Annotated in this window: 22 protein-coding genes and 1 pseudogene; 10 read left to right on the top strand and 13 right to left on the bottom strand. The window is 72.8% G+C overall.

Annotated features, from left to right (window positions below; genetic code table 11):
• The first annotated feature begins 37 nt into the window (after nucleotides 1–37).
• Nucleotides 38–742, top strand: coding sequence for an alpha/beta hydrolase (locus ACWGR4_RS06380; protein WP_452134184.1), 705 nt, complete (start codon nucleotides 38–40; stop codon nucleotides 740–742).
• 28 nt (nucleotides 743–770) lie between these two features.
• Here the strand turns inward: ACWGR4_RS06380 and ACWGR4_RS06375 are convergent, their stop codons facing one another.
• Complete coding sequence (locus ACWGR4_RS06375; RefSeq protein ID WP_452129595.1) at nucleotides 771–1751, bottom strand: DMT family transporter; 981 nt, start codon at nucleotides 1749–1751, stop codon at nucleotides 771–773.
• A gap of 99 nt (nucleotides 1752–1850) precedes the next feature.
• Here ACWGR4_RS06375 and ACWGR4_RS06370 point away from each other — a divergent pair, with 99 nt between their 5' ends.
• Nucleotides 1851–2411, top strand: a complete 561-nt coding sequence (locus tag ACWGR4_RS06370; RefSeq protein WP_380001278.1) for a CGNR zinc finger domain-containing protein — start codon at nucleotides 1851–1853, stop codon at nucleotides 2409–2411.
• A gap of 69 nt (nucleotides 2412–2480) precedes the next feature.
• Here the strand turns inward: ACWGR4_RS06370 and ACWGR4_RS06365 are convergent, their stop codons facing one another.
• Both ACWGR4_RS06365 and ACWGR4_RS06360 read right to left on the bottom strand, forming a co-directional pair.
• Nucleotides 2481–2984 (bottom strand): MarR family winged helix-turn-helix transcriptional regulator, encoded by a 504-nt coding sequence (locus ACWGR4_RS06365; protein ID WP_380001276.1) that lies wholly within the window; start codon nucleotides 2982–2984, stop codon nucleotides 2481–2483.
• 72 nt (nucleotides 2985–3056) lie between these two features.
• Complete coding sequence (locus ACWGR4_RS06360; protein ID WP_452129596.1) at nucleotides 3057–5036, bottom strand: hypothetical protein; 1980 nt, start codon at nucleotides 5034–5036, stop codon at nucleotides 3057–3059.
• 309 nt (nucleotides 5037–5345) lie between these two features.
• On the opposite strand from ACWGR4_RS06360, the gene ACWGR4_RS06355 reads away from it, so the two are divergent.
• A complete protein-coding gene (locus ACWGR4_RS06355) occupies nucleotides 5346–6074 on the top strand; it encodes a ZIP family metal transporter (protein WP_395791107.1) in 729 nt (242 codons plus the stop codon).
• A 43-nt stretch (nucleotides 6075–6117) separates the two neighbouring features.
• Here the strand turns inward: ACWGR4_RS06355 and ACWGR4_RS06350 are convergent, their stop codons facing one another.
• Nucleotides 6118–6522, bottom strand: coding sequence for a VOC family protein (locus ACWGR4_RS06350; protein ID WP_380033423.1), 405 nt, complete (start codon nucleotides 6520–6522; stop codon nucleotides 6118–6120).
• Between the two features lie 205 nt (nucleotides 6523–6727).
• On the opposite strand from ACWGR4_RS06350, the gene ACWGR4_RS06345 reads away from it, so the two are divergent.
• Nucleotides 6728–7255: a hypothetical protein gene (locus ACWGR4_RS06345; RefSeq protein ID WP_380001270.1), complete on the top strand. Its 528-nt coding sequence runs from the start codon at nucleotides 6728–6730 to the stop codon at nucleotides 7253–7255.
• 246 nt (nucleotides 7256–7501) lie between these two features.
• On the top strand, nucleotides 7502–7852 hold the full coding sequence (locus ACWGR4_RS06340) for a YrdB family protein (protein ID WP_452129597.1): 351 nt from the start codon (nucleotides 7502–7504) through the stop codon (nucleotides 7850–7852).
• Nucleotides 7853–7879: 27 nt separating this feature from the next.
• On the opposite strand, the gene ACWGR4_RS06335 is transcribed toward ACWGR4_RS06340, so the two are convergent.
• Complete coding sequence (locus tag ACWGR4_RS06335; protein ID WP_452129598.1) at nucleotides 7880–8878, bottom strand: phosphotransferase; 999 nt, start codon at nucleotides 8876–8878, stop codon at nucleotides 7880–7882.
• Nucleotides 8879–9129: 251 nt separating this feature from the next.
• On the opposite strand from ACWGR4_RS06335, the gene ACWGR4_RS06330 reads away from it, so the two are divergent.
• The gene (locus ACWGR4_RS06330) at nucleotides 9130–9966 is read left to right on the top strand and encodes an undecaprenyl-diphosphate phosphatase (RefSeq protein ID WP_380002045.1); all 837 of its coding nucleotides are present in this window, start codon (nucleotides 9130–9132) and stop codon (nucleotides 9964–9966) included.
• 79 nt (nucleotides 9967–10045) lie between these two features.
• Here ACWGR4_RS06330 and ACWGR4_RS06325 read toward each other — a convergent pair whose 3' ends face one another.
• The 5 genes from ACWGR4_RS06325 to ACWGR4_RS06305 form a co-directional block, all read right to left on the bottom strand.
• Nucleotides 10046–10858, bottom strand: a complete 813-nt coding sequence (locus ACWGR4_RS06325) for a hypothetical protein (protein ID WP_452129599.1) — start codon at nucleotides 10856–10858, stop codon at nucleotides 10046–10048.
• A gap of 72 nt (nucleotides 10859–10930) precedes the next feature.
• Nucleotides 10931–11368: an ATP-binding protein gene (locus tag ACWGR4_RS06320; RefSeq protein WP_452129600.1), complete on the bottom strand. Its 438-nt coding sequence runs from the start codon at nucleotides 11366–11368 to the stop codon at nucleotides 10931–10933.
• 454 nt (nucleotides 11369–11822) lie between these two features.
• Nucleotides 11823–12464, bottom strand: coding sequence for a hypothetical protein (locus ACWGR4_RS06315; RefSeq protein WP_380001260.1), 642 nt, complete (start codon nucleotides 12462–12464; stop codon nucleotides 11823–11825).
• On the bottom strand, nucleotides 12461–13276 hold the full coding sequence (locus ACWGR4_RS06310; RefSeq protein WP_452131755.1) for a hypothetical protein: 816 nt from the start codon (nucleotides 13274–13276) through the stop codon (nucleotides 12461–12463). The genes ACWGR4_RS06315 and ACWGR4_RS06310 overlap by 4 nt, the downstream gene beginning before the upstream one ends.
• 133 nt (nucleotides 13277–13409) lie before the next feature.
• Nucleotides 13410–14864 (bottom strand): benzaldehyde dehydrogenase, encoded by a 1455-nt coding sequence (locus ACWGR4_RS06305; protein ID WP_452131754.1) that lies wholly within the window; start codon nucleotides 14862–14864, stop codon nucleotides 13410–13412.
• 159 nt (nucleotides 14865–15023) lie between these two features.
• Here ACWGR4_RS06305 and ACWGR4_RS06300 point away from each other — a divergent pair, with 159 nt between their 5' ends.
• The gene (locus tag ACWGR4_RS06300; protein WP_452131753.1) at nucleotides 15024–15830 is read left to right on the top strand and encodes a GNAT family N-acetyltransferase; all 807 of its coding nucleotides are present in this window, start codon (nucleotides 15024–15026) and stop codon (nucleotides 15828–15830) included.
• A 17-nt stretch (nucleotides 15831–15847) separates the two neighbouring features.
• Here ACWGR4_RS06300 and ACWGR4_RS06295 read toward each other — a convergent pair whose 3' ends face one another.
• On the bottom strand, nucleotides 15848–16648 hold the full coding sequence (locus tag ACWGR4_RS06295) for a family 1 encapsulin nanocompartment shell protein (protein WP_452131752.1): 801 nt from the start codon (nucleotides 16646–16648) through the stop codon (nucleotides 15848–15850).
• A complete protein-coding gene (locus ACWGR4_RS06290) occupies nucleotides 16645–17781 on the bottom strand; it encodes a Dyp-type peroxidase (RefSeq protein WP_452131751.1) in 1137 nt (378 codons plus the stop codon). Before ACWGR4_RS06290 ends, ACWGR4_RS06295 begins: the two co-directional genes overlap by 4 nt.
• Before the next feature lie 255 nt (nucleotides 17782–18036).
• Here ACWGR4_RS06290 and ACWGR4_RS06285 point away from each other — a divergent pair.
• From ACWGR4_RS06285 to ACWGR4_RS06275, 3 genes and pseudogenes are all read left to right on the top strand, one after another.
• Nucleotides 18037–18150, top strand: a pseudogene (locus ACWGR4_RS06285) (DivIVA domain-containing protein); the annotation flags it as partial.
• A 36-nt stretch (nucleotides 18151–18186) separates the two neighbouring features.
• Nucleotides 18187–18573, top strand: a complete 387-nt coding sequence (locus ACWGR4_RS06280; RefSeq protein WP_380033445.1) for a DivIVA domain-containing protein — start codon at nucleotides 18187–18189, stop codon at nucleotides 18571–18573.
• 35 nt (nucleotides 18574–18608) lie between these two features.
• Entirely contained in the window at nucleotides 18609–19382 is a 774-nt protein-coding gene (locus ACWGR4_RS06275) for an IclR family transcriptional regulator (RefSeq protein WP_452131750.1), read from the top strand.
• Here the strand turns inward: ACWGR4_RS06275 and ACWGR4_RS06270 are convergent.
• A complete protein-coding gene (locus ACWGR4_RS06270; RefSeq protein ID WP_452131749.1) occupies nucleotides 19306–20118 on the bottom strand; it encodes an IclR family transcriptional regulator in 813 nt (270 codons plus the stop codon). The genes ACWGR4_RS06275 and ACWGR4_RS06270 overlap by 77 nt on opposite strands.
• Nucleotides 20119–20149 lie beyond the last annotated feature (31 nt).

The raw sequence follows: 20149 nt of genomic DNA, 5'->3' as shown, positions 1-20149 counted from the left end.
TGCCGGGCCGGATCGTACGTTGCGGTACGGGGCGGGAGTGGAGCAGGTTGTCGATCTCTGGCAGGCGGCGGGCGAGTCGCGTGGGCTTGTCGTGGTGTTGCACGGGGGGTATTGGCGGGCGCGGTACGACCGGGGGTACACGTACTCGATGTGCGTCGCGTTGGCGGCCGAGGGGTACACGGCCGCGACCGTCGAGTATCGCCGGGCCGGGCAGCCGGGGGGTGGCCGGCCCGGGACGTTCGAGGATGTCGCCGCCGCCGTCGATCTGCTGGCGGCGCAGGTCCCGGAGCCGATGGTGCTGCTCGGCCACTCCGCCGGCGGGCACCTCGCGGTGTGGGCCGCGCTCCGCGATCGGGTGCCGGCGGGTGGCCCGGGTCGGCTGTCCGCGCCGCCGGCCCTGGCGGGGGCGATCGCGTTGGGCGGCGTACTGGACCTGGACGCGGCGCTGAAGCTGAACCTGGACGACGGCGCGGCGGCCGAGTTCCTGCCGGACCACTCCGAGCCCGTGCTCGCCGAGACCGACCCGGTCCGACTGGCGGCGGGCGGGGTCGGCGGGCGCCGGTTGATCCTGCTGCACGGCGACGCCGACGAGCAGGTCCCGATCGCGCTGAGCCGAACCTTCGCGGCCGTCTCGGGAGCAGACCTGCGCGAACTCCCGGGAATCGGCCACTTCGAGCCGGTCGACCCGCTCTCGACGGCCTGGCCGGAGGTCACCCGAGCGGTCGCCGACGTGCTGGGCTGACCAACGGCGGTCCCTGGCCCGCGGCTCCTCAGCCGCGATTCGCCAGCAACACCCCGACGCCGCCGATCGCGATCCCGGCCAGCGTGGTCACCCGCAACGACTGGTCCAGCAGGAGCCACGCGAGGAGCGCGGTCGCGGCCGGCGTCAGGAAGAACAGCGTGCCGACCCGACTGGCCGAGGACCGCCGCAACATCAGGTTGAGCAGCGTGAACACCCCGATCGAGTTGACCAGCACCATCCACGCGAGCGTGCCGAGGAACGGCCCCCACGCGCCGATGTGCGGCGTCTCGAACAGCAGCGATCCCAGGCCGATGAACGGCGCGCTGACCAGGAACTGCACGGCCGTGCCGGTGCGCAGGTCGACGTCCTGCACATAGCGCTTCTGGTACACCGTGCCCACGCTGAGCCCGAGCAGCCCGACCACGGCCAGGACCAGCGCCGGGAGCGACGTGCCGGCGGGACCGGAGACGGCGAGCACGACCCCGATCGTGCCCAGGCCGAAGCCCAACCACTGCCGCACGCTCACCCGCTCGCCGAGGACACGCCCGGCCAACAGTGCGATCAGCACCGGATTGAGCCCCTGGACGAGGGCCGCCACGGCGGCGGACATGCCGAGCGACAGCGCCGTGTACAGCGCGCCGAACTGGACCGCCTGGAACAGCAGTCCGGCCACCATCACGTGCCCGAGCCGTCGACCGCGCGGCCACGGCGCCCGCACGACCAGGGCGAACACGGCGAGCAGCGCTCCGGCGAGCACGAACCGGAAGAACATCAGCAACAACGGCGGCGCCGCGTCCACCCCGATCGCGGCGACGATGAACCCGCTGCTCCACAGCAGCACGAACAGCGGCGGCACCGCCTTCCCGGCCGCGTCCCTTCGCCGTTCCCGCCCGGGTCGCCCGACTCGCCGCCCGGTCCGATCCGGCGGATGCCCGACGGCCGTCGGTGCCGACCGGCCGCCCGGAGCGACGTGCTGCCTGCTGTCCTGGGTGGTGTCTGCGACGGTCACTGGGACCCACTCCCGATCGACGAAGAGAATAACTGCCCAATCCGGTTACTCAGCCTGGCCCGTCCGACGCTAACCTGTCAAACGGGTTATCCTGACGGGGTGGCCTACACCTTCAGCGGCGGCGACGTCGCACTCGACCTGATCGGCACCGTCCAGGCGCGCCGCACCGAGGCGCGCGACCTTCTCGACACACCGACCTCGCTCGCGTCCTGGACGGTCGCGGCCGGCCTCGTCGACACGCTTCCGACGGTGGACGATCGCGGGCTCGCGGACACGATCGAACTGCGCGAGGCGATGTACCGACTGGCCCTGGCCCGCGAGACACCACAGGGGTACGCCGGGCCCGACCGCGCGACGCTCAACCGCCTCGCAGCCGGCGAGCCGGTCCGGGTGGCGCTGACCGCGGACGGCCGAGTGGAGCGCACCGGCGACCTCGCGGCGGTGCTGGCCGAGATCGCCCGCTCGGCGATCACGTTGTTCGGCGGCCCGGACGTGGACCGGATCAGGGAGTGCGAGGCGCCGCTGTGCACCCGGCTCTACGTGGACACCTCACGCCACGGCAGCCGCCGCTGGTGCGACATGCGCGGCTGCGGCAACCGGGCCAAGGCCGCCGCCTTCCGCGCCCGCCACCGCGGCGAGCCGGAATCCGCCGACGCCTGAGCGGATCGGCGCGCCGCCGGCGCCGCGGGCGACTGCCCGGTCAGGCCCGAGCGCACGACCGCCCTCGCGTCAGCGCCCGCCGAGCGTCGACGCCAGGATGCGCAGTGCCCGGTCCACCACGTCCCGGTCCGCACCCGCGATCGGCTCGAGGAGCCCGTCGAGCGCGTCGATCCGCGCCCGCATCGCCGTCCGGGCACAGCGCCGGCCCGCCTCGGTGAGGCAGACCAGCACCGAGCGGCCGTCCTCGGGGTTGGGCCGGCGCTCGACCAACTCCTTGCGCGCGAGCCGGTCCACGCAGTGCGTCATACCGCCCGAGGAGTACATCACCAGCGGCCGCAACTCCCGCAGCGTCAGGCCAGGTTCGTCCGGCCGGGTGGCCAGCACGGCCAGCACCATGTACTCCGGCGCGGTCAGGTCCAGCGCACCGATGCTGCGCCGGTCGAACTCCTCCATCGCGATCATCGCCTGATGCATCCGCACCACGAACCCGACCGAGGACGCCTCCACGTCCGGCAGCACCGCCGACCACGCGGCCACCACGGAGTCGGCGTAGTCGGCCTGTGCATCGCTCACGTCGTACTCCCTGGCAGCGCAACCCCACTCGGTCCCGGCCGCCACGGTAGCGGCGAAGGCCCCGGGCCGGCGCTAACCGGCCGGTGCCGTGCACGGCGCGCCGCCGCACACGTCGACGACCCGCCCGGTGGCCAGGAAGATCGCCTTCTGCTGCCGGGCCACCGGCGAATTGCGCGGGTCCGAGTGCGGATCGCGGCCGTACTCGGGCCCGATCGGCGGCGTATTGGTCACCGGCGGGGCGGGCGAACCGCTGTCCCAGACCACCAGCGCGGAGCCCCGGTACGGCCCGTGCGGCAGCGGCCTGATCCCCCAGTACGGGTCCCGGTCCGGATTGCGCCCGGGGGCGATCGCGGGCTCGTGGATCCGCGCGCCGATCGTGCGCGCCTCGACCTCGGCGGTCACCGTGGAGACCTGGTGGTCGCCGAACGCGATCTGCATCAGCACGTCGTGGCGTGGCGTACCGGGCAACGATCCCCGGCCGAGGCCGCTCGCGTAGCCGTTGGTCTCGCCCCGGTCCCAGAGCATCTGGAACAACGAAAGCACCACCTGCTGATCGAGCCTGTCCGGATAGGTCGCGTCCAGGATCCGTCCGTACGGCCCGAAGTCGGAGCTGCGGTTGAGCAGCACGCCGTAGTTCATCCCGGTCACCCCGAGCACCCCGCGCTTGATGTCCCGCGACACCGCGACCAACGATCCGCCGAGGATGCCGCCCTGGCTGTTGCCGTCGAAGACCAGCCCCTTGGAGGTGTCGATCAGCGGTCGGCCGGCATCGGTACGAAACGCCGGATCGGCGCTGAAGCCGCGCTCGTGGATCATCTCCCGGCCGAGGAACAGCGCGTTGAGGAACCCCTGTCGGGTGCGATCCGGCACCGCGCCGAAGCTGCCGAGGTCGGCCAACGCCCGGGCGACGGTGGGCAGATCCTCGTCGGCCATGCCGATCCACTTGGTCGCGCAGAACGTGATGCCGTGCTCGGCGGCCATCGCCTTGACGTTGCCGCCGCCCACCTCGTTGTTGCTGCCGAGCAGGCCGTGACCGTACAGCGACGCCTGCGACGGGGTGTCGAACGCGCTGCGCGGAATCTCGCAACGGAACTGGGCCTGCTGGGTGTTGCCCGGCAGTTGGCGCGGCAGCCCGTCCCGCCCGAGATTGAGCGTGGAACCGGTGGGCCCGCCGGGGCGGTCGAGGTAGCTGGGCACGGTGACCGTCCCGGTGACCTCGCGGGCGATCCGCGAATCCTCCTGCGGCGTGGTGTTCTTGACACCCGTCACCGTGAACTGCGGTGCCTGATCGCCGAGTCGACCGAACGCGTCGTCGCGCATCCGCAACATGCCCGCAGTGAGGTTGTGTTCACTCGCGACGGTGAAGTCCCAGGCCAGGTACAGGCCACGGCGCTCGACACCGGCCCGGTCCAACCGGTCGAGGACCGGTCGCAGGCGCGCCTGGCGAGCCGCCAGGGGGTCGCGGCGCGGGAGGGTGCGGCCGGCGACCTTGGCGAACGCCTCGGGCGCGGCGAGCAGTCGACCGTCGACGCCGCGCAGGTTGCGCAGGCCGACCACGTAGTGGTGGCCCGGTACGAAGTTTCGTGCGGGGTGGATCAGCAGCGCCTGCCGGGTCGGATCGACGGCGTTGGCGTCGAGTTCGGCCCAGTACGGCCACCGTTCGCCGGTGTCGGTGTCCAGGACGACGATCGGTGCGTCGCGGGCGAGCGAGGCGCCGACGTCGGTGACCGGGGCCGCGCCGCTTCGGCCGAGGTCGACGCCGGGGACCCTGGTGGTCAGCGTCGAACCGGGCGAGAAGCCGTCGTTGCGATTCCACGCGTCGGGGGTGGCGCCGTGCGGCATCATCGCCGCCGAGAAGGCGACCCGCCGCCCGGTCTCGGTATGCCGATCGGCTTGCGTGTACCAGTCGTTGGGGAACGGCAACAAACACGCCGCCGGGTCGATCGGGTCGCACCCCGGTTCGCCGCCGGGGCCGTCCGGATGGGCCTCGGCGGCCGGTGGCGCCAGGAACACCAGGAGCAGCGCGGCCGCGGCGACGATCGTCGCGGGCATCCGGCGTCGGGAACGCACGCGGGGGCGGGGCAGGGTTCGGCTCACTATTCCTCCAACTCCTACGGCGAGGGCTGTGCAGGAATATCAACCGACATCTTGCAGGGCGGGCGGCACGAGGGGAACGGGCAACGCAGGACCCGGCGATCGGCGCGTGGGCGTCGCCGATCCACACTCGTACGGCGCAGCCCCGAGCGCGGGCGCCCATCCGCTCGACGACGATGGTTCGATGACGCCGTCCCGGACGCAGCCGAGCAGGCCAGGGCAGGCGCGGGCGTGACCGCCGTACTGGTCGCTGCCGGCGCCTTCCTGATGACCCTGCTCGGCGGCTGGGTGGCGCAGCGCATCGGCGATCGTCGGCATCTCGTACTCGGCCTCGCCGCCGGACTGATGCTCGGCGTGGTCGCGTTCGACCTGCTGCCCGAGTCGTTGTCGGCGGCGGGTGGGCGGATCGGCGGGGTGCCCCAGGCGCTGCTGATGTTCGTTCTGGGCTTTCTCGTGCTGCACGTGGTCGAGCGTTCGGTGGCGATCCACCGGGGCCACGAGAGCGAGTACGCCCCGCACGCCCACCACCACGGCCCGGCCATGGGCACCGACGGCCGGGTCAAGGGCATCGGACTGACCGCCGGCATCGCGCTGGTCGGGCACAGCGTGATGGACGGCTTCGCGATCGGCGCCGCGTTCCAGGCCGGCACCACCGTCGGCACGACGGTGGCGATCGCGGTGGTGGCGCACGACTTCGCCGACGGCTTCAACACGTTCACCGTCACCCGCATGTACGGCAACGACCGCCGCCGGGCCCTGACCCTGCTGGGCGCGGACGCCCTCGCGCCGGTGGCGGGCGCGGCCCTCACGCTGGCGTTCACCATCCCGGAGCACGCGCTCGGCCTGTACCTGGGTTTCTTCGCCGGCTTCCTGCTCTACCTCGCCACCGCCGACATCCTCCCCGAAGCGCACAGCCCACACCCGTCGGGCTCGACGCTGCTGTGCACGGTGGCGGGTGTGGGGTTCCTGTGGCTGGTCATCTCGTTGGCGCAGTAGGCGGCGCGGAGGGCGCGGGTCGGCTCGCCGCCCGTCCCCGTGTTCACCGGATCGGGCCCATCCGTTCGATCAGGTCCCAGCGGTTTCCGTACAGGTCGCGGAAGACGGCCACTATCCCGTACTTCTCCCGGCGCGGCGGCTCCTCGAAGACCACGCCCGCCGCCAGCATGCGGGCGTGCTCGCGCGCGAAGTCGTCGGTGTACAGGAACAGTCCGACCCGGCCGCCCGTCTGGTCCCCCACCCGGGAGCGCTGCTCGTCGTCCACCGCCCTGGCCAGCAGTACGGCCGCCTCGTTCGGTCCCGTGCCGGGCGGGGCGACCACGACCCAGCGTTTCCCGTCCGCCATCGGGGTGTCCTCGCGCAGGTCGAACCCGAGCGCGCCGGTATAGAACGTGATCGCCTCGTCGTAGTCCCGCACCACCACCGCGACCAGCCCGAGCCGATTCATCGGCCCACCCCGACCGGTACCCGTGTGGCAACGCCCTCGATGGTCATGCGGCCCAAGCTACCTTCCGGGTCTGCCATCCGACCGGGACGGGTCGTCGACACACCGGCGGGTTGGTCCCGGCGGGCGCGGGGCCGCGCGCTCCCCTCGGATTCCGCCGTGGGCGGACCTTCTTGCCTTCCCTTCGTATCGGCGTAACTTGGATTACATGATTACAACGAAGCAGGAAGCAGTGCGCGGCTGGTTCACCGGACGCCTGCCGGAGGGCCTGTTCACCGCACTGGTCGAGGTGATCGTCGACCGTGAGGAGATCACCGTCATCGGCCGTATCCCCGAGCCGGAACTCGCCGAGGAGGTATCGGCCGACGAGCGGGAGGCCGCGCTCGACGGGCGGATCGCCGAGTTCCGCGAGCGCACCCGCGAGGACCGCATGGCGGTGGCCCGCGAGGCCGAACGCCGCTTCGGCCGCAAGGTGTCGTGGGGCGTCGAGTGCGGCGGGACCCGCGCCCTCTACACCAACGTCTCCGTACCCGTGATGACCCGGCTCCGCCAGCCCGAACGTCAGGTCCTGGACACCCTGGTCGCGGGCGGCGTCGCGCGCAGCCGCAGCGACGCGCTGGCCTGGTGTGTGCGCCTGGTGCAGCGCAACACCGACACGTGGCTCACCGATCTCCGCGACTCGCTGGAGCACGTCGAGCGGGTCCGCTCCCAGGGGCCCGACACCCCCGGCGAGTAGAGCCCCCGGCCCCACACGCGCCGTGCCCGTCGCCCACCCGGCGACGCGGCACGGCGTACGCATGATCCCCGAGCGACGGCACGCGGCGCGGCACGGCCGCCCCCCTCGGCCCGAGTGGCATCGGCGCCTCGGCCCGAGTGAGATCGGCGCTCGCAAACGAGAGCAGTGCTCTTGACTTGGAGCATGGGACGCAGAATGATGCTCTCGGGCGAGAGCGGTGCTCTCGCAAGCCATGGGGAGGCTCGCATGATCGTGCTCTATTGGACCGCGATGTTGTTTCTGTTCCTGGCCGAGTTGGCCGCCGTCGCGGCCACCGCCTACTGGGGGTTCACGCTCACCGCCGGATGGGCGGTGCGGATCCTGGTCGGGTTGGCCGCACCGACCGTGATGATCCTCCTCTGGGGTCGGTTCGCCGCCGCCAACAACGCCGATGCGCTGACCGGGCTTCCGCGCGTGTTGTTCGAGATCCTCTGGTGGGGCGCCGGCATCATCGCCTTCGTCGCTGCGGGCCTGCTCCCCGGCGCGATCGGCGTCGCCGTCGCCCGCCTCGCCGGCCTCGGCGCCCAGCGCGGCAAGGCCCACGCGGCACGCCGCTGAGCCGCGCCCCGGGCCCTGTCCGGCGGTTCAGGCCAGGCGCCGGCGGAGCCAGTGCAGCGCGCCGTGGGCCTGGGCTCGTTGGAACGGGCGCAGAGTAGGGAGGCCGTTCGGGGCCGGCCCCAGGGAGTTCGCGGCGAAGAAGCCGCCGGCGGCGGCCAGTACGGCGGTGATCCGGTCCGGGTCCACCCCCCGCCGGGCCAGATGGGCCTCGATCGGGTCGATGGCGGTGTCGCCGTTGTGCATGATCACGCTCGGCGCCATCAGGACCACGTCGATCCAGGACGCCCCGCGCACGGCCCACGGCCAGTCGACGAACACGACCCGGTCCGGGGTCAGCAGCATGTTGTCCGCGCGCAGGTCACCATGCACCAGGGCGGTGCCCTCGGCGGCGGTCGGCCAGTACGCCTCGTGCGCGGCGATCCGCTCGACGTTGGCGCACGTCCACGCGCCGAACGACTCGGGATCGAAGCCGCGTCGCCACGCCCCGAAGGTGACGCCCAGCGCCTCGGCGACGGTGGGCACCTCGATCGGGGACGGGTCCAGGACGGCGCCCAGGTCGGCGCAGGCGGCCAGGACCCGGGTCAGGTCCTCCGGACGCCACGGCTGCACGGGCGTGTGGCCGTCGATGTCCTCGAAGGCCAGTGCCACCCAGCCGTCGAGGTCGACCTCGGCGAGCAGGCGCGGCACGGGGGCGGCGGGAGGGAGGGCGGCGGCGACCCTGGCCTCGGCCCGGTGCAGGCCGGGCGCGTCGGGGTTCGCCTCGGCGCCGACGGCCTTGACGAATGCCCGTCGGCCGTCCGCGAGTTCGACTCGGGCGGCGATGCCGGGCGAGAATCCGCCGACCTGGGTGACGGCCCGCACGACCCGGGCGCCGAGCCGCGCCTCCACCGCCGCGCGCAGCCCTTCCGGCGCGGCCTCCCACGGCACGCGTACCCCGGAGGCCACGGGCGCGGCCTCGGACATCCCGGGCGCCTCCGCCTCGGGCGACGTCGTACCGGTCCGCTCTGCGCTGCTCTCGCTGGTCATCGGATCAGGATTTCCGTCCGCCGGAGCCCGGGCAAATCGTTATCCGGACCCGCACCGCGACCGGAATCGACGACCCGGGTCCGCGCCGGGCCCGATCCGTGTCGTTTCGCGCCCGGATCCGCGCCGGCGGTTCCGCCGTTACCGTTCCGTCCAACTTCGGCCATGTGATGTCCACCTGACGCACCGTGGGCCGCCGCTACCGTGACGGCCATGATCCGCATAACTGTTTTCCACCCCGGAGTCGTCCGGTGATCGGTTGGTTCGAAGCCGTCGTACTCGGCTTGGTCCAGGGGCTCACCGAGTTCCTGCCGATCTCCTCCAGCGCGCATCTGCGCATCGTGTCGGCGTTCGCCGGCTGGGAGGACCCGGGTTCGGCGTTCACCGCCGTGACCCAGATCGGGACGGAAAGCGCCGTCCTGATCTACTTTCGCAAGGACATCGGCAACATCGTCGGCACGTGGGTGAAGTCCCTGTACACGCCGTCGCTGCGCGGCGAACTCGACGCGCGCATGGGCTGGTACATCATCGTCGGCACGTTGCCCATCGGCGTACTCGGCCTGATCTTCCAGGACACGATCGAGACCACGTTCCGCGATCTGCGGCTGATCGGCACCACGCTGATCGTGTTCGGTCTGATCCTGTTGATCGCGGACCGGATGGCGCTGAACAACCGGGGCATGGAGAAGCTCAACGGCAAGGAGTCGCTGATCTACGGCTTCGCCCAGTCGCTGGCGCTGATCCCCGGCGTCTCGCGCTCGGGCGGCACGGTCACGGCGGGTCTGCTGATGGGGTATCGCCGCGAGGTCGCGGCGCGCTACTCGTTCCTGCTGGCCATCCCGGCGGTACTGGCCTCCGGCGGCCTGGAGTTGTTCAAGATCGGCGAGGGGCCGGCGCCGGCGTGGGGGCCGACGATCGTGGCCACGCTCGTGGCGTTCGTGGTCGGCTACGCGGCGATCGCCTGGTTCCTGAAGTTCATCAGCACGCACAGCTTCACCGTGTTCGTGGCGTACCGCGTCGTGCTGGGCCTGGTCGTGCTCGGCCTGGTGATCTTCGGCGCCCTCGAACCGACGGCGGGCGCGGCGAAGTAGGACCGCGCCGATCCGGAAAGCCGTTCGGCTCCGCCATGTACGGCGAGGCCGAACGGCCCACCGAAAAAAACCGCTCGGGTCACTCGTCCCCGAGCATCGCGAACACGAAGGCCAGCCGTCGGTCGACCCACGGCGCCAGGATCCGGACCGGCTTCCCGCGCCCGTCCGTCGTCATCACCAGGTCGCCGGCCGCCTTCCAGGCGAGTACGCGCGGGCGTACCGGGCCGATCGACCCGTCGGGGCCGCCGAGCACCGTGTCGAACGTCAGGCTCAGCGCGGTGTCCGCCGTGTGGGCGGCCAGGCGGCGCGGATCGGTCGTCGCGAAGAGGTTGCGGCCGACGATCTCGGGCCGGCCGGGCTGGTCGATCCGCCAGGTGTGCTTGAGCGGTCGCCGGGTGGGCGGAATGCGCCGGATGGTGCCGACGGGTTCGCCGTCGGCGGCGCGGACCCGGTCGTGCCGTACGTCGTCGATCGTCTCGGCGGGGTCCACCGTGCAGAGCAGATCGCCGTCGGGGAGGTACAACGAACGGCGGTCGTTCCCGGCGAGCGCACACGGGGTGAAGAAGTCCCCCGGGCCACCACCGCGCAGGATCCGCACGCCGACCGCGGAACCGGCCGCACGATTCCTTGTCCCGTCGCTCGACGACGAGCCGTAGCGGAACGCGGTGACGCGCTGCCAGGCGGGCGCGTCGGGGTCGAACCCGGCACCGGAGTCGGTGCCTGGACCCGGTTCGGCGTCGGCGCCCGGTTCGGTATCGCGACCCGGATCGCCCGTCGCGACGGGATCCTCCGAGCCGGGTACCGACGCCGTATCCACCCCGGCCGTCGGCTCCGCCTCGCCCCGTCCCCTGCGCCGCCCGAACACCATCCGACCCCGGTCCTCCTCCGTCACGACACGTCGACCCGCGCGCCGGTCGTACCGTCGTACGCCCGGACCATCCGCGCTCGACCGTATCGGGCGGGCTCAGACCTCCCCGAAGTCGTCCCCCGCGTCGTCCTCCACCTCGTCGCCGAGGTCGTCCTCGAAGTCCGCGCCGTAGTCCTCGCCGAAGTCCTCCTCGAACCCGGCGCACACCGCCTTGCGGCCGCCGCTGCGCAACTCGACCCGGAAACGTTGGGTCAACGCGGCGACCACGAGCAGACCGCGCCCGGCCTCGGCATCTTCCAATACCTCCACGGGAGACGGCAGCGAACACGGCAGGTGATCCAACACCTCGACCCACAACATCCGGCCGTGCAGCGACGCGGACACCTCGTAGTCGCCGTAGTCGCCCGCGTGCTCGACCGCGTTCGAGGCCAGTTCGGAGGTGACCCGGACCGGATCGTCGGACTCGAACCCGACCCGCTCGCAAAAGCGCCGCACGTGAGCGCGCGCGGTGGAGACGGTCTGCGGTTTCGACACGAGCCGTACGGTCGAACGTGTCCTGGACACGGTGGTGGCCACGTCTCCCCCTCCAGTCGGTCGGGCTGCTGAGAGCACCGTGATCGAATACTTCCTGGAAACGGGCCCGAACTGCGATTTTCGGTCACCGATCGACCGCGATCTGGTAGAAACCGCGGCAAGATCGGTGGACTACTTGGAAGTTACCGAATCCGAGGCCCTTCCGGGCGGATCGTTTGGCAAAGAAAACCGCGCGTCGGACCGGACATCCCACGCCCGGGCCGGCAACCAGCCGTCGTACCCCGGGAGTTCGTCGAAATCCCAGGTCAGCCTATCGAGCCGAGGGCGCTGGGCGCGCCGAAACGCGGGACAACGACGCGTCGAGAGAGCACCGAATCGCCGACGACGAACGACCCGACCCCCAACCGGGGATCGGGTCGTTCGTCGTCGGCGGCGCAGGTTGGAGGGGCCCGGCTCAGAAGCGGATCGAGCGCTCGATCGACTCGATGTCCCGCAAACGCTCGGTCGCGCTGCTCGGCGCCGAGGACAACAGGTAGATCGGCACCACGCCGGTGTCGATCACGGTGACCCGGAGCCGGAACGGCGCCACGTTGCGGTCCTCGGGGGTGCTCTCGATGTCCATCAGCCACGCGTTGCGCCCGTCGAGGCGGGTCGCCTCGCTGGAGCGCACCACGTCCTGGGCCTTGGCCGGGTAGATCAGTTCGAGTTGGGCCCGGCCGACGGTCTCCGCCGTCTCCGGCATCGATCGCGGCTTGGCGGTCACGTACGCCTTGGTGTCGACCACGCCGACCATGAACGTGCCGAGCGGGTTGTTCGGGTCGGGTGTGGGCTTGGCGGTGGGGTCGGTCGCCTTGGGGTCGACGGTGGAGGCGACCGAGGAGTACAGGCCGACGTACGGGTCCGGGGGCTTGGCGTACCAGCCCTGGGGCAGCACGTACGACACGTGCGCCTTCTCGTCGCGGATCTCGCCGGGTCGGGCCGAGCGGGTGGCCGCGGGGGGCGCCGACTCGCCGTCGCCGGCGTTGTCGTCGCCCGGTCCGCACGCGCCGACCGCGATCAGCGCGGCCAGCGTCGCTCCGAGGGCCGCGCGCCTCATCCCAGGACCTCCGCGTCGCCCCCGTCGACCTCCACGTCGCCCGCCTCGACCGCGGCCCGGTAGGCCGCCTCGACCTCGCTCGTGGCCGCGCCCTCCCGGTCGAGCAGGTGCGCGTACAGCAGGCGCGAGCCGGCCAGGTCGGCGTCGAGCGCGCGCCGGATGTGCTCCCGGGCGGCCTCGGTTCGGCCCGCGTCCAGTTCGGCGTCGCCGAGGTCGACCAGCGCGTCCTCCTGGCCCGCCTCGACCGCGCGGGTCAGCCAGGCGATGCCGTCGTCGACGGCGTCGCCGTTGAGCAGCAGCCGGCCGAGGTTGGCCATCGCGAACTCGTCGCCCGCCTCCGCCGCCGGGCGCAGCAGCGCCTCCGCCTCGGCGGCCCGGTCGAAGTCCTGGAGGAAGGCGGCGAAGTCGTTCGGCGCGTCGGGGTCGCCGCTCTCGATCGCCGAGACGTACCAGCGCTCGGCCGCCTCCGGCTCGTCGAGCGCGTCGGCGAGCAGGTTGGCGATCGGCAGCGCCCAGCGCGTCTCGCCCATCCGGTGCCGGTCGATCAGCAGGTCGACCGCGGCCTCCGCCCGGCCGGTGACCTCCAACAACTCGCTCAGCGCGTCCACGGCCTCCGCGTCGCCCTCCGCCAGCGCCCGGCGCAGCACCGCCTCGGCGGTCTCGTCGCCGCCCGCGAACATCAGTTCGCCGGCCTTGCGCCGGGCTTCGGGCGCACCGGCGTCGGCGGCTTCGAGGTAGAGCTTGACGGCGACGTCCATGCGTCCCTCGCGCACTGCTTGGTCGGCCTGGGCGAGGTGGTTCGTGCCGGACATGGTCCTGCTTTCGGATCGCGGGGCGTAGGCCCACGAGCCTGCCACATCAGCCGGCTTCGGACGTGGTCGGCACGGACGGCGCCGTCGAGGCCGGCCGGCGCGTGTCACCGCTCGGAGGCCGGCGTGCCGCCGCTCAGAACGGATGCGGCGCGATCTCCCCCCGCATCGTCACCCACTGTGTCTCGGTGAATGCCTCGATGTTGGCCTCCGGGCCGCCGAACCGGGCGCCCGTGCCCGATGCCGCCTGGCCGCCGAAGGGGGCATTGGCCTCGTCGTCGACCGTCTGGTCGTTGATGTGCACCAGGCCGGTGGGGATCGCGTCGGCCACCCGCATCGCCTGCCCGACGTCGCCGAGGATGCCGAGCGAGAGGCCGTACTCGCTGTCCCGGGCCAGCGCGATCGCCTCCTCGACCGTGCCGAACGGGACGACCGGCGCCACCGGTCCGAACACCTCGTCGGCGTACGCGGGCATCGTCGGCCGCACGTCCGCCAGTACGGTCGGCCGATAGAACAGCCCCTCGTACGTGCCGCCGGCGGCCAGGCGCGCGCCCGCGGCCACGCTGTCCCGGACCAGGCCGTCGATCCGGCGCAGTTGCCGCTCGTCGATGATCGGGCCGAGCGCCACGTCCTCGGTCGCGGGGTCGCCGACCGGCAGGTGATCGGCCTTCGCGGCCAGGGCGGCGACGTAGTCCGGGTACAGGCTCTCGTGGACGAGATGGCGGCCGGTGGCCATGCAGATCTGGCCCTGGTGCAGGAACGAGCCCCAGGCGCCGGCCGCCGCGGCGCGGTCGAGGTCGGCGCCGGGGAGCACGATCAACGCGTTGTTGCCGCCCAGTTCCAGGTGGGCGCGCTTGAGCAGGCGTCCGCAGGTCTCGCCGATCCGGCGCCCGGCGGCGGTGGATCCGGTGAACGAGACGATCCGTACCTCGGGGGCGGACACCAGGGCCGCGCCCGTGTCGGCCCCTCCGGGCACCAGGTGCAGTACGCCGGCGGGCAGGCCGGCCTCCTCCAGGATCCGGGCGAGCACCACACCGCCGCCGATCGCCGTGCGCGGGTCCGGCTTGAGCAGGACGGCGTTGCCGAGCGCGAGCGCGGGCGCGACGGAGCGGATCGACAGGATCAGCGGGTAGTTGAACGGCGCGATCACGCCGACCACGCCCGCCGGGCGGCGGCGGGCCATGCTCCAGCGCGGCTGGGTCGACGGGAGCACCAGGCCCTGCGGATGCGCCGCGAGCGCCGACGCCTCGAAGCACTCGGCCGCGGCGAAGCCCACCTCGACGGCCGCCTTGGCCGGGACCGATCCGGACTCGCGGACCAGCAGGTCGCGGATCTCCTCGGCGTGCCGCTCGAACAACAGCCCCGCGCGGCGCAGTACGGCGGCGCGCTCGTCGTACGGCCGGGCCGCCCAGTCGCCCTGAACGGCGGCGGCGGCCGTCGCCGCGCGGGCGACGTCGGCGGGATCGGCCGCGCCGACCACACCCAGCACTTTCCCGGTCGCGGGCGCGACCGCCTCGTACGTCCCTCCGGATCCGGGCGTCCACCGCCCGTCGAAGATCTTCCCGGTCCACGTGCCGTCGGCAAGCAACATGCGGCGTCCTCCCAGGCGATCGGTCGCGTGGGTCGCGGCGGACCTGCTCGCGACCTCGACGTGCCCGATACGCCCGGATGTTGCTACGGATTCCTCGCCTGCGAACCGATTCCTTCCACTCACCGGAAGGGTGGACGTGTCGTGTGATGAGGTGTCCCCATGACCGCCGCGACCTCGCCCGTGATCTCCCTCGGCTTCCGCACCGACCTGATGCTGCTCACCCTCCAGGGCAGCCGCGTCGAGGAGCGGGACGGCTACCGGGTCGTCCGTACGCCCGCCAACCCCACCTTCCACTGGGGCAACTTCCTCCTCCTGCCCGCTCCCCCGGCCCCCGGCGCCGCGGGTCGCTGGGTGGACACCTTCCGTCGGGAGTTCCCCGACGCGGACCACGTGGCCCTCGGCGTCGACGGCACGGACGGTGCCGCCGGCGATCCGGCCGACCTCGCCGCCGCCGATCTGCACGTCGAGCGCGGCACGGTCCTGACCGCCGCGTCCCTGCGCCCGCCGGCCCGCCCCAACACCACCGCGACCTACCGCGTCGCCGCCGGCGACGACGACTGGGCCCAGGCGCTCGCGCTCAACGAGGCCGGCAACACGGACTTCGAGCCCGCCGCCTACCGCGAGTTCGCCGCCCGCCGCCTGGCCGGCTTCCGCGCCCTGCAGGAACGCGGCCACGGCGCCTGGTTCGGCGCGTTCGAGGACGGCCGACTCCGCGCCGGCCTCGGCCTGTTCACCGACGGCCGAGGCCTGGCCCGCTACCAGATCGTCGGCACCCACCCGAACCACCGCAACCGCGGCCTGGCCTCCGGCCTGGTACACGCCGCCGCCGAGCACGCCGCAACCCACTGGTCCGTGACCACCCTGGTCATCGTCGCCGACCCCGACTACGTGGCGATCGACCTCTACCGCCGCCTGGGCTTCGCCGGCACGGAAACCCAGATCCAACTCCAGATCGTCCCCACCTGAGCACGCCGGGCGTTGCGTCAGGGGCGGGCGAAGCCGATGGCGGCTTCGCCGGTGTACATCAGGAACGTGAGGGTTTCCTGGAAGTAGAGGTGGATGCCCGCGTCGTCGTGGGACAGGTAGCCGATGGACAGGTCCTGGCCCAGGCGCAGCTCGTAGTCGCCGCCTCGGGTGGACAGCACGAAAGCGCCGTCGATGGCGGGGGCCCAGATCGGCTCGCCGGCCAGGATTCGGGTCAGGTGTTGGCGGATCGGGTAGCCGTGGTCGGCGGCCTCGTTGACCGCGGTGTACGCCTCCGGACCGAGCACCAGGTGGTACGGGCCGTTCACGCCGGCCAGGCGCAGTTCGGTCAGCGCCCGGCTGACCGCGTCCGGATAGTCGCGGGCGTCGGTCGGGAGCGACACCGGCACGTTCGTGGACGCCCGGCGGATGCCCTCGATCGACGCCGCCGGGTAGCCCTCGAAGATCAGCCGGTCCTCGGTGAACGCCATCTTGCGCGCCGCGTCCTTGACGGGCTGCCAGTCCGCGTCCGCGGCGCCGCGCTCGACCGCGTCGACGGCGCTGCGGGCGACGGTGAACGGCACGCGCAGTTCGATCAGCGGGCGGAATCGGCGGCTGCGGGCCAGGACTCCGTCGGCGGGCGGCTCCAGGTCGGTCAGGTGGCCGGTCCCCACGCCGGCCGCCGCGCTGCCGTCCGGCCCGGTCACGTCGACGACGCGCCGGCCCGCGACGTGCTGCTTGAACGTACGCCTGGCCTCGTCCTCGAGGTCGGCCCACGCGGCGTCGGAGATCGGGGCGAGTTCGCGGTGGAGGTTGTTCATGGGGTGAGGCTCCTGGTTTCGGGGGCTGGTGCGGGGTGGGCTGCGGGGTCGACCGGGTCGGCGTCCGGGTCCGGGTCGGCCGCGCCGAGTGCCCCGATGCCGAGCGAGCCGTCCGCGCGCAGCGCCGCCGGGGCCGGGTCGGCCGGGGCCGCGCGCTCGATCGGCGCGTCCGGCGGGCCCGGTGGGTCGTCCAGGAAGTCCGCCGTCGGCACGAAGAACAGCCCGCCGGTGACCGCCGTCGAGAAGTCCAGGATGCGGTCGTAGGTGCCCACCGGACGGCCGATGAACATGTTCTCCAGCATCTGCTCGGTGACGCTCGGCGTACTGGAGTAGCCGATGAAGTAGGTGCCGAACTCGCCGCTGCCCACCGATCCGAACGGCATGTTGTTGCGCAGGATGTCGCGCTCGGTGCCGTCCGGGTCGGTGATCGTGGTGAGCGCGACGTGCGAGTCGATCGGCTTGACGTCGTCCGGCAGTTCGAGGTCGGACAGCTTGGTCCGGCCGATCACCTTCTCCTGCGCCTCCACCGGCAATGCGTTCCAGGACCGCATGTCGTGCAGGTACTTCTGGACTATCACGTAGCCGGCGCCGACGAAGTTCGGGTCCTCCTCGGCGGTGATCGTGACCGCCTCGAACGCATCGCGCCCCTCGGGGTTTTCGGTGCCGTCGACGAAGCCCATCAGGTCTCGCTGGTCGAAGTAGCGGAATCCGTGCACCTCGTCGACCACGGTCGCCGCGCCGGCCAGCCGGTCGGTCAGCACGGTGGCCAACTCGAAGCACAGGTCGATCGACCGCGCACGCAGGTGGAAGAGCAGGTCGCCGGGTGTGGACACGGCCCGGTGCTTGGTGCCCACCAGTTCCCGGAACGGGTGCAATTCCGCCGGGCGCGGGCCCGCGAACAGCCGATCCCAGGCGTGTGAGCCGATGCCGACGACACACTTCAGGTCGCGCTCGGGGAGCCGGAAGCCGACCGAGCGGCGCAGTCCGGCCAGGTCGGCGAGCAGGTCGCGGACCGTGGCCACGGCCGCGGGGTCGGCGTCGATGGTCAGGACCAGGAACATCGCCGTCGTGGCCGGCAGGCCCAGGATCTCCTGCGGCCGGGGCGGCGGCGTCGCGTCGGTCTGTGCGCACATGCCGTGGCAGATCGACGGATCGCGGGCACGGCAAACCTGATTCGACCGAGGCGATCATGGCGGGGCACGCCCGCGTGGGGGCGGGTGGGGCGACGATAGCCTTCCCGGGCGGGTCGAAACCGGGTGCGGCGGCGAGCGGTTGGGGGCGGGATGGAGTGGAGTTTCACTCGGACGCGGCTGCGTGAGGGGTACGCGATCGCCGAGGTGGACGCCTTTTTGGCGCTGGTGCGGGGCAGCCTGGACGGCACGGTCGCGGTGCCGGTGACGGCGGCGCAGGTGCGTGAGCAACGATTCGCCACGGTGCGGCTGCGCGAGGGGTACGACGAGGACGAGGTGGACGCGGCGCTCGACGAGATCGAGGCGAGGTTGGCCGCGCGGGCGGGGACGTGGGGGTCGGCGGGGGCGGTGGTGGACGCGGACGCGGCGGGGGCGGGCGGGGCGGATTCGGGTTCGGGTTCGGGTTCGGGTTCGGGTTCGGCGGACACGCACGTGGGGGTGAACCGGTTCGCCGAGGCTCGGGCGGAGGCCGATGTGAAGGCGGTCGCGCTGCGGCCGGCGGGCGAGCGGTTCGACCTGGTCCGGCGCGGCTACGGCCGGGACGAGGTGGACGCGCTGGTGGGTCGGGTCGATGCCGCGCTGCGGGGGCGGCTGCGGTTGGCGCCCGAGGAGGTCTTGGCCGACCGCTTCGACATCGCTCGACGCGGCTACGACCGCGCGCAGGTGGACACGTGGCGGGACCGGGTCGCGGACCTGCTGGTGCGCCGGGGGTTGGACGACCCGGCGACGGGCTGAACCCGGCGCGCGGTGGTGCTCGGTACCATTTCCGGGTGAATCCCGGAACCGTCAGAAGCCTCGGTCGCGGCCTCGACGTGCTGTTCTCGATGGCCGACACCGGGGAGCCCGAAACCTCGTCGGCGATCGCCGAGCGGCTCGGCCGGGGCCGGGTACAGGTCTCGCGCACCCTGCGGAGCCTGGCGGCGGCGGGCCTGGTGACCCGGGATCCGGCGAGCCTGGCCTATGGGCCGAGTTGGCGATTGCGGAGCCAGGCCGGGCGGGTGGTGCGGGCCCGGCTCGCGGCGGAGGGCCCGGGCATCCTGCGCGAGGCGTCGGCGGCGACCGGGGCGAGCACCTTCCTGGCCGAGGTGCGCGGCGACGGCTCGGTGGCGATCGCCGAGCATGTGCCCTCCGGGCTCTCCTGGGTCGGCCGGTCCTATCCGCTGCACTGCGACGACGCGGGACAGGCGCTGCTGTGGGACTGCGACCGCGAGGAGTTGGAGATCGTCTTCGCGGGCACCGAGTTCATCGCGTACGGGCCGACTGCGCCGGCCGACGTGGCCGAGTTCGAGGCACGGTTGATCGCCGCCCGTGCGCGCGGCTGGGCCGTGGTGGACGGGGAGTCCGAGCCGGGGGTGTTCGCGGTCGCCGCACCGGTGCGGGACTTCTCCGGCGAGGTGGTCTGCGCGCTGCACACCGAGGGACCGTCGGAGCGCCTGGCGCCGTTGGCCGACGAGCACGGCCCGGTGATCAGGACGCTGGCCGATCGGCTGTCCGGTCTGCTCGGGTGGCGGTCGGCCGAGGCTCCGGAGCGGCTCCCGTCCTGATCTGAAGGGCCCGCGCCGCCTCGGCGACCGAGGCCGCGATCTCGGCGGTGTGCCCGCCGAGTCGAAAGCGCGGCACGGCGAGGCTGAGGGCGGCCGTGATCGCGCCCAGGCGGTCCCGTACCGGCGCGGAGAAATCCACGACGTCGTGTTCGAACTCGCGGTCGGCGACGACCACTCCCGCTGCGCGTGCCTCGGCGTTGCGCGCGGCGAGCGTGGCCAGGTCCCGGGCCGCGCGCGGGCCGCCGCCGACCAGGCTCACCCCGTCGAGGAGTTCGGCGAGTTCCCGGTCCGAGTGGTCGAGCAGCAGCGCCCGCCCCGGCCCGGTGCACCACAGCGGGGTCAGCGCGCCGGGCGTGGCGGCGACGTAGGACGCCCAGTGACTCGCCTCGGCCCCGACCGTCAACACGGCCGTCCCCGACCGCACCGACAACCACGCCGGCTCGTGCCGTCGCGCCACCAGGGCACGCAGCAACGGCCGCGCGCCGCGCAGCAGTTCGCCGTCGCCCGCGGCGGCGGCGAGGGCGAACCAACCGGGTCCGGCCCGCCAGCCGCGCGACGGCTCGTCGCGCTCGACCAGGCCGGCCGCCGCGAGGTCCTTGAGCATGCGGGAGGTCTGCGCCTGGTCGAGCCCGATCCGCTCGGCGAGCTGGGCGTTTCCCGGGTAGCCGGTCGAGCCGAGTTCCGCCGCGACGATCGCGTCGAGGAGGGCCAGGCCCCGGTCGAAGGTGGTGGTCACGCCCGCAACCCTAGTGCGCTCAAGGTCGGTC

The organism is Embleya sp. NPDC055664 (assembly GCF_053618075.1).
The sequence above is the reverse complement of the archived record's forward strand: the minus strand, read 5'-3'. Positions and strand labels throughout refer to the sequence as shown.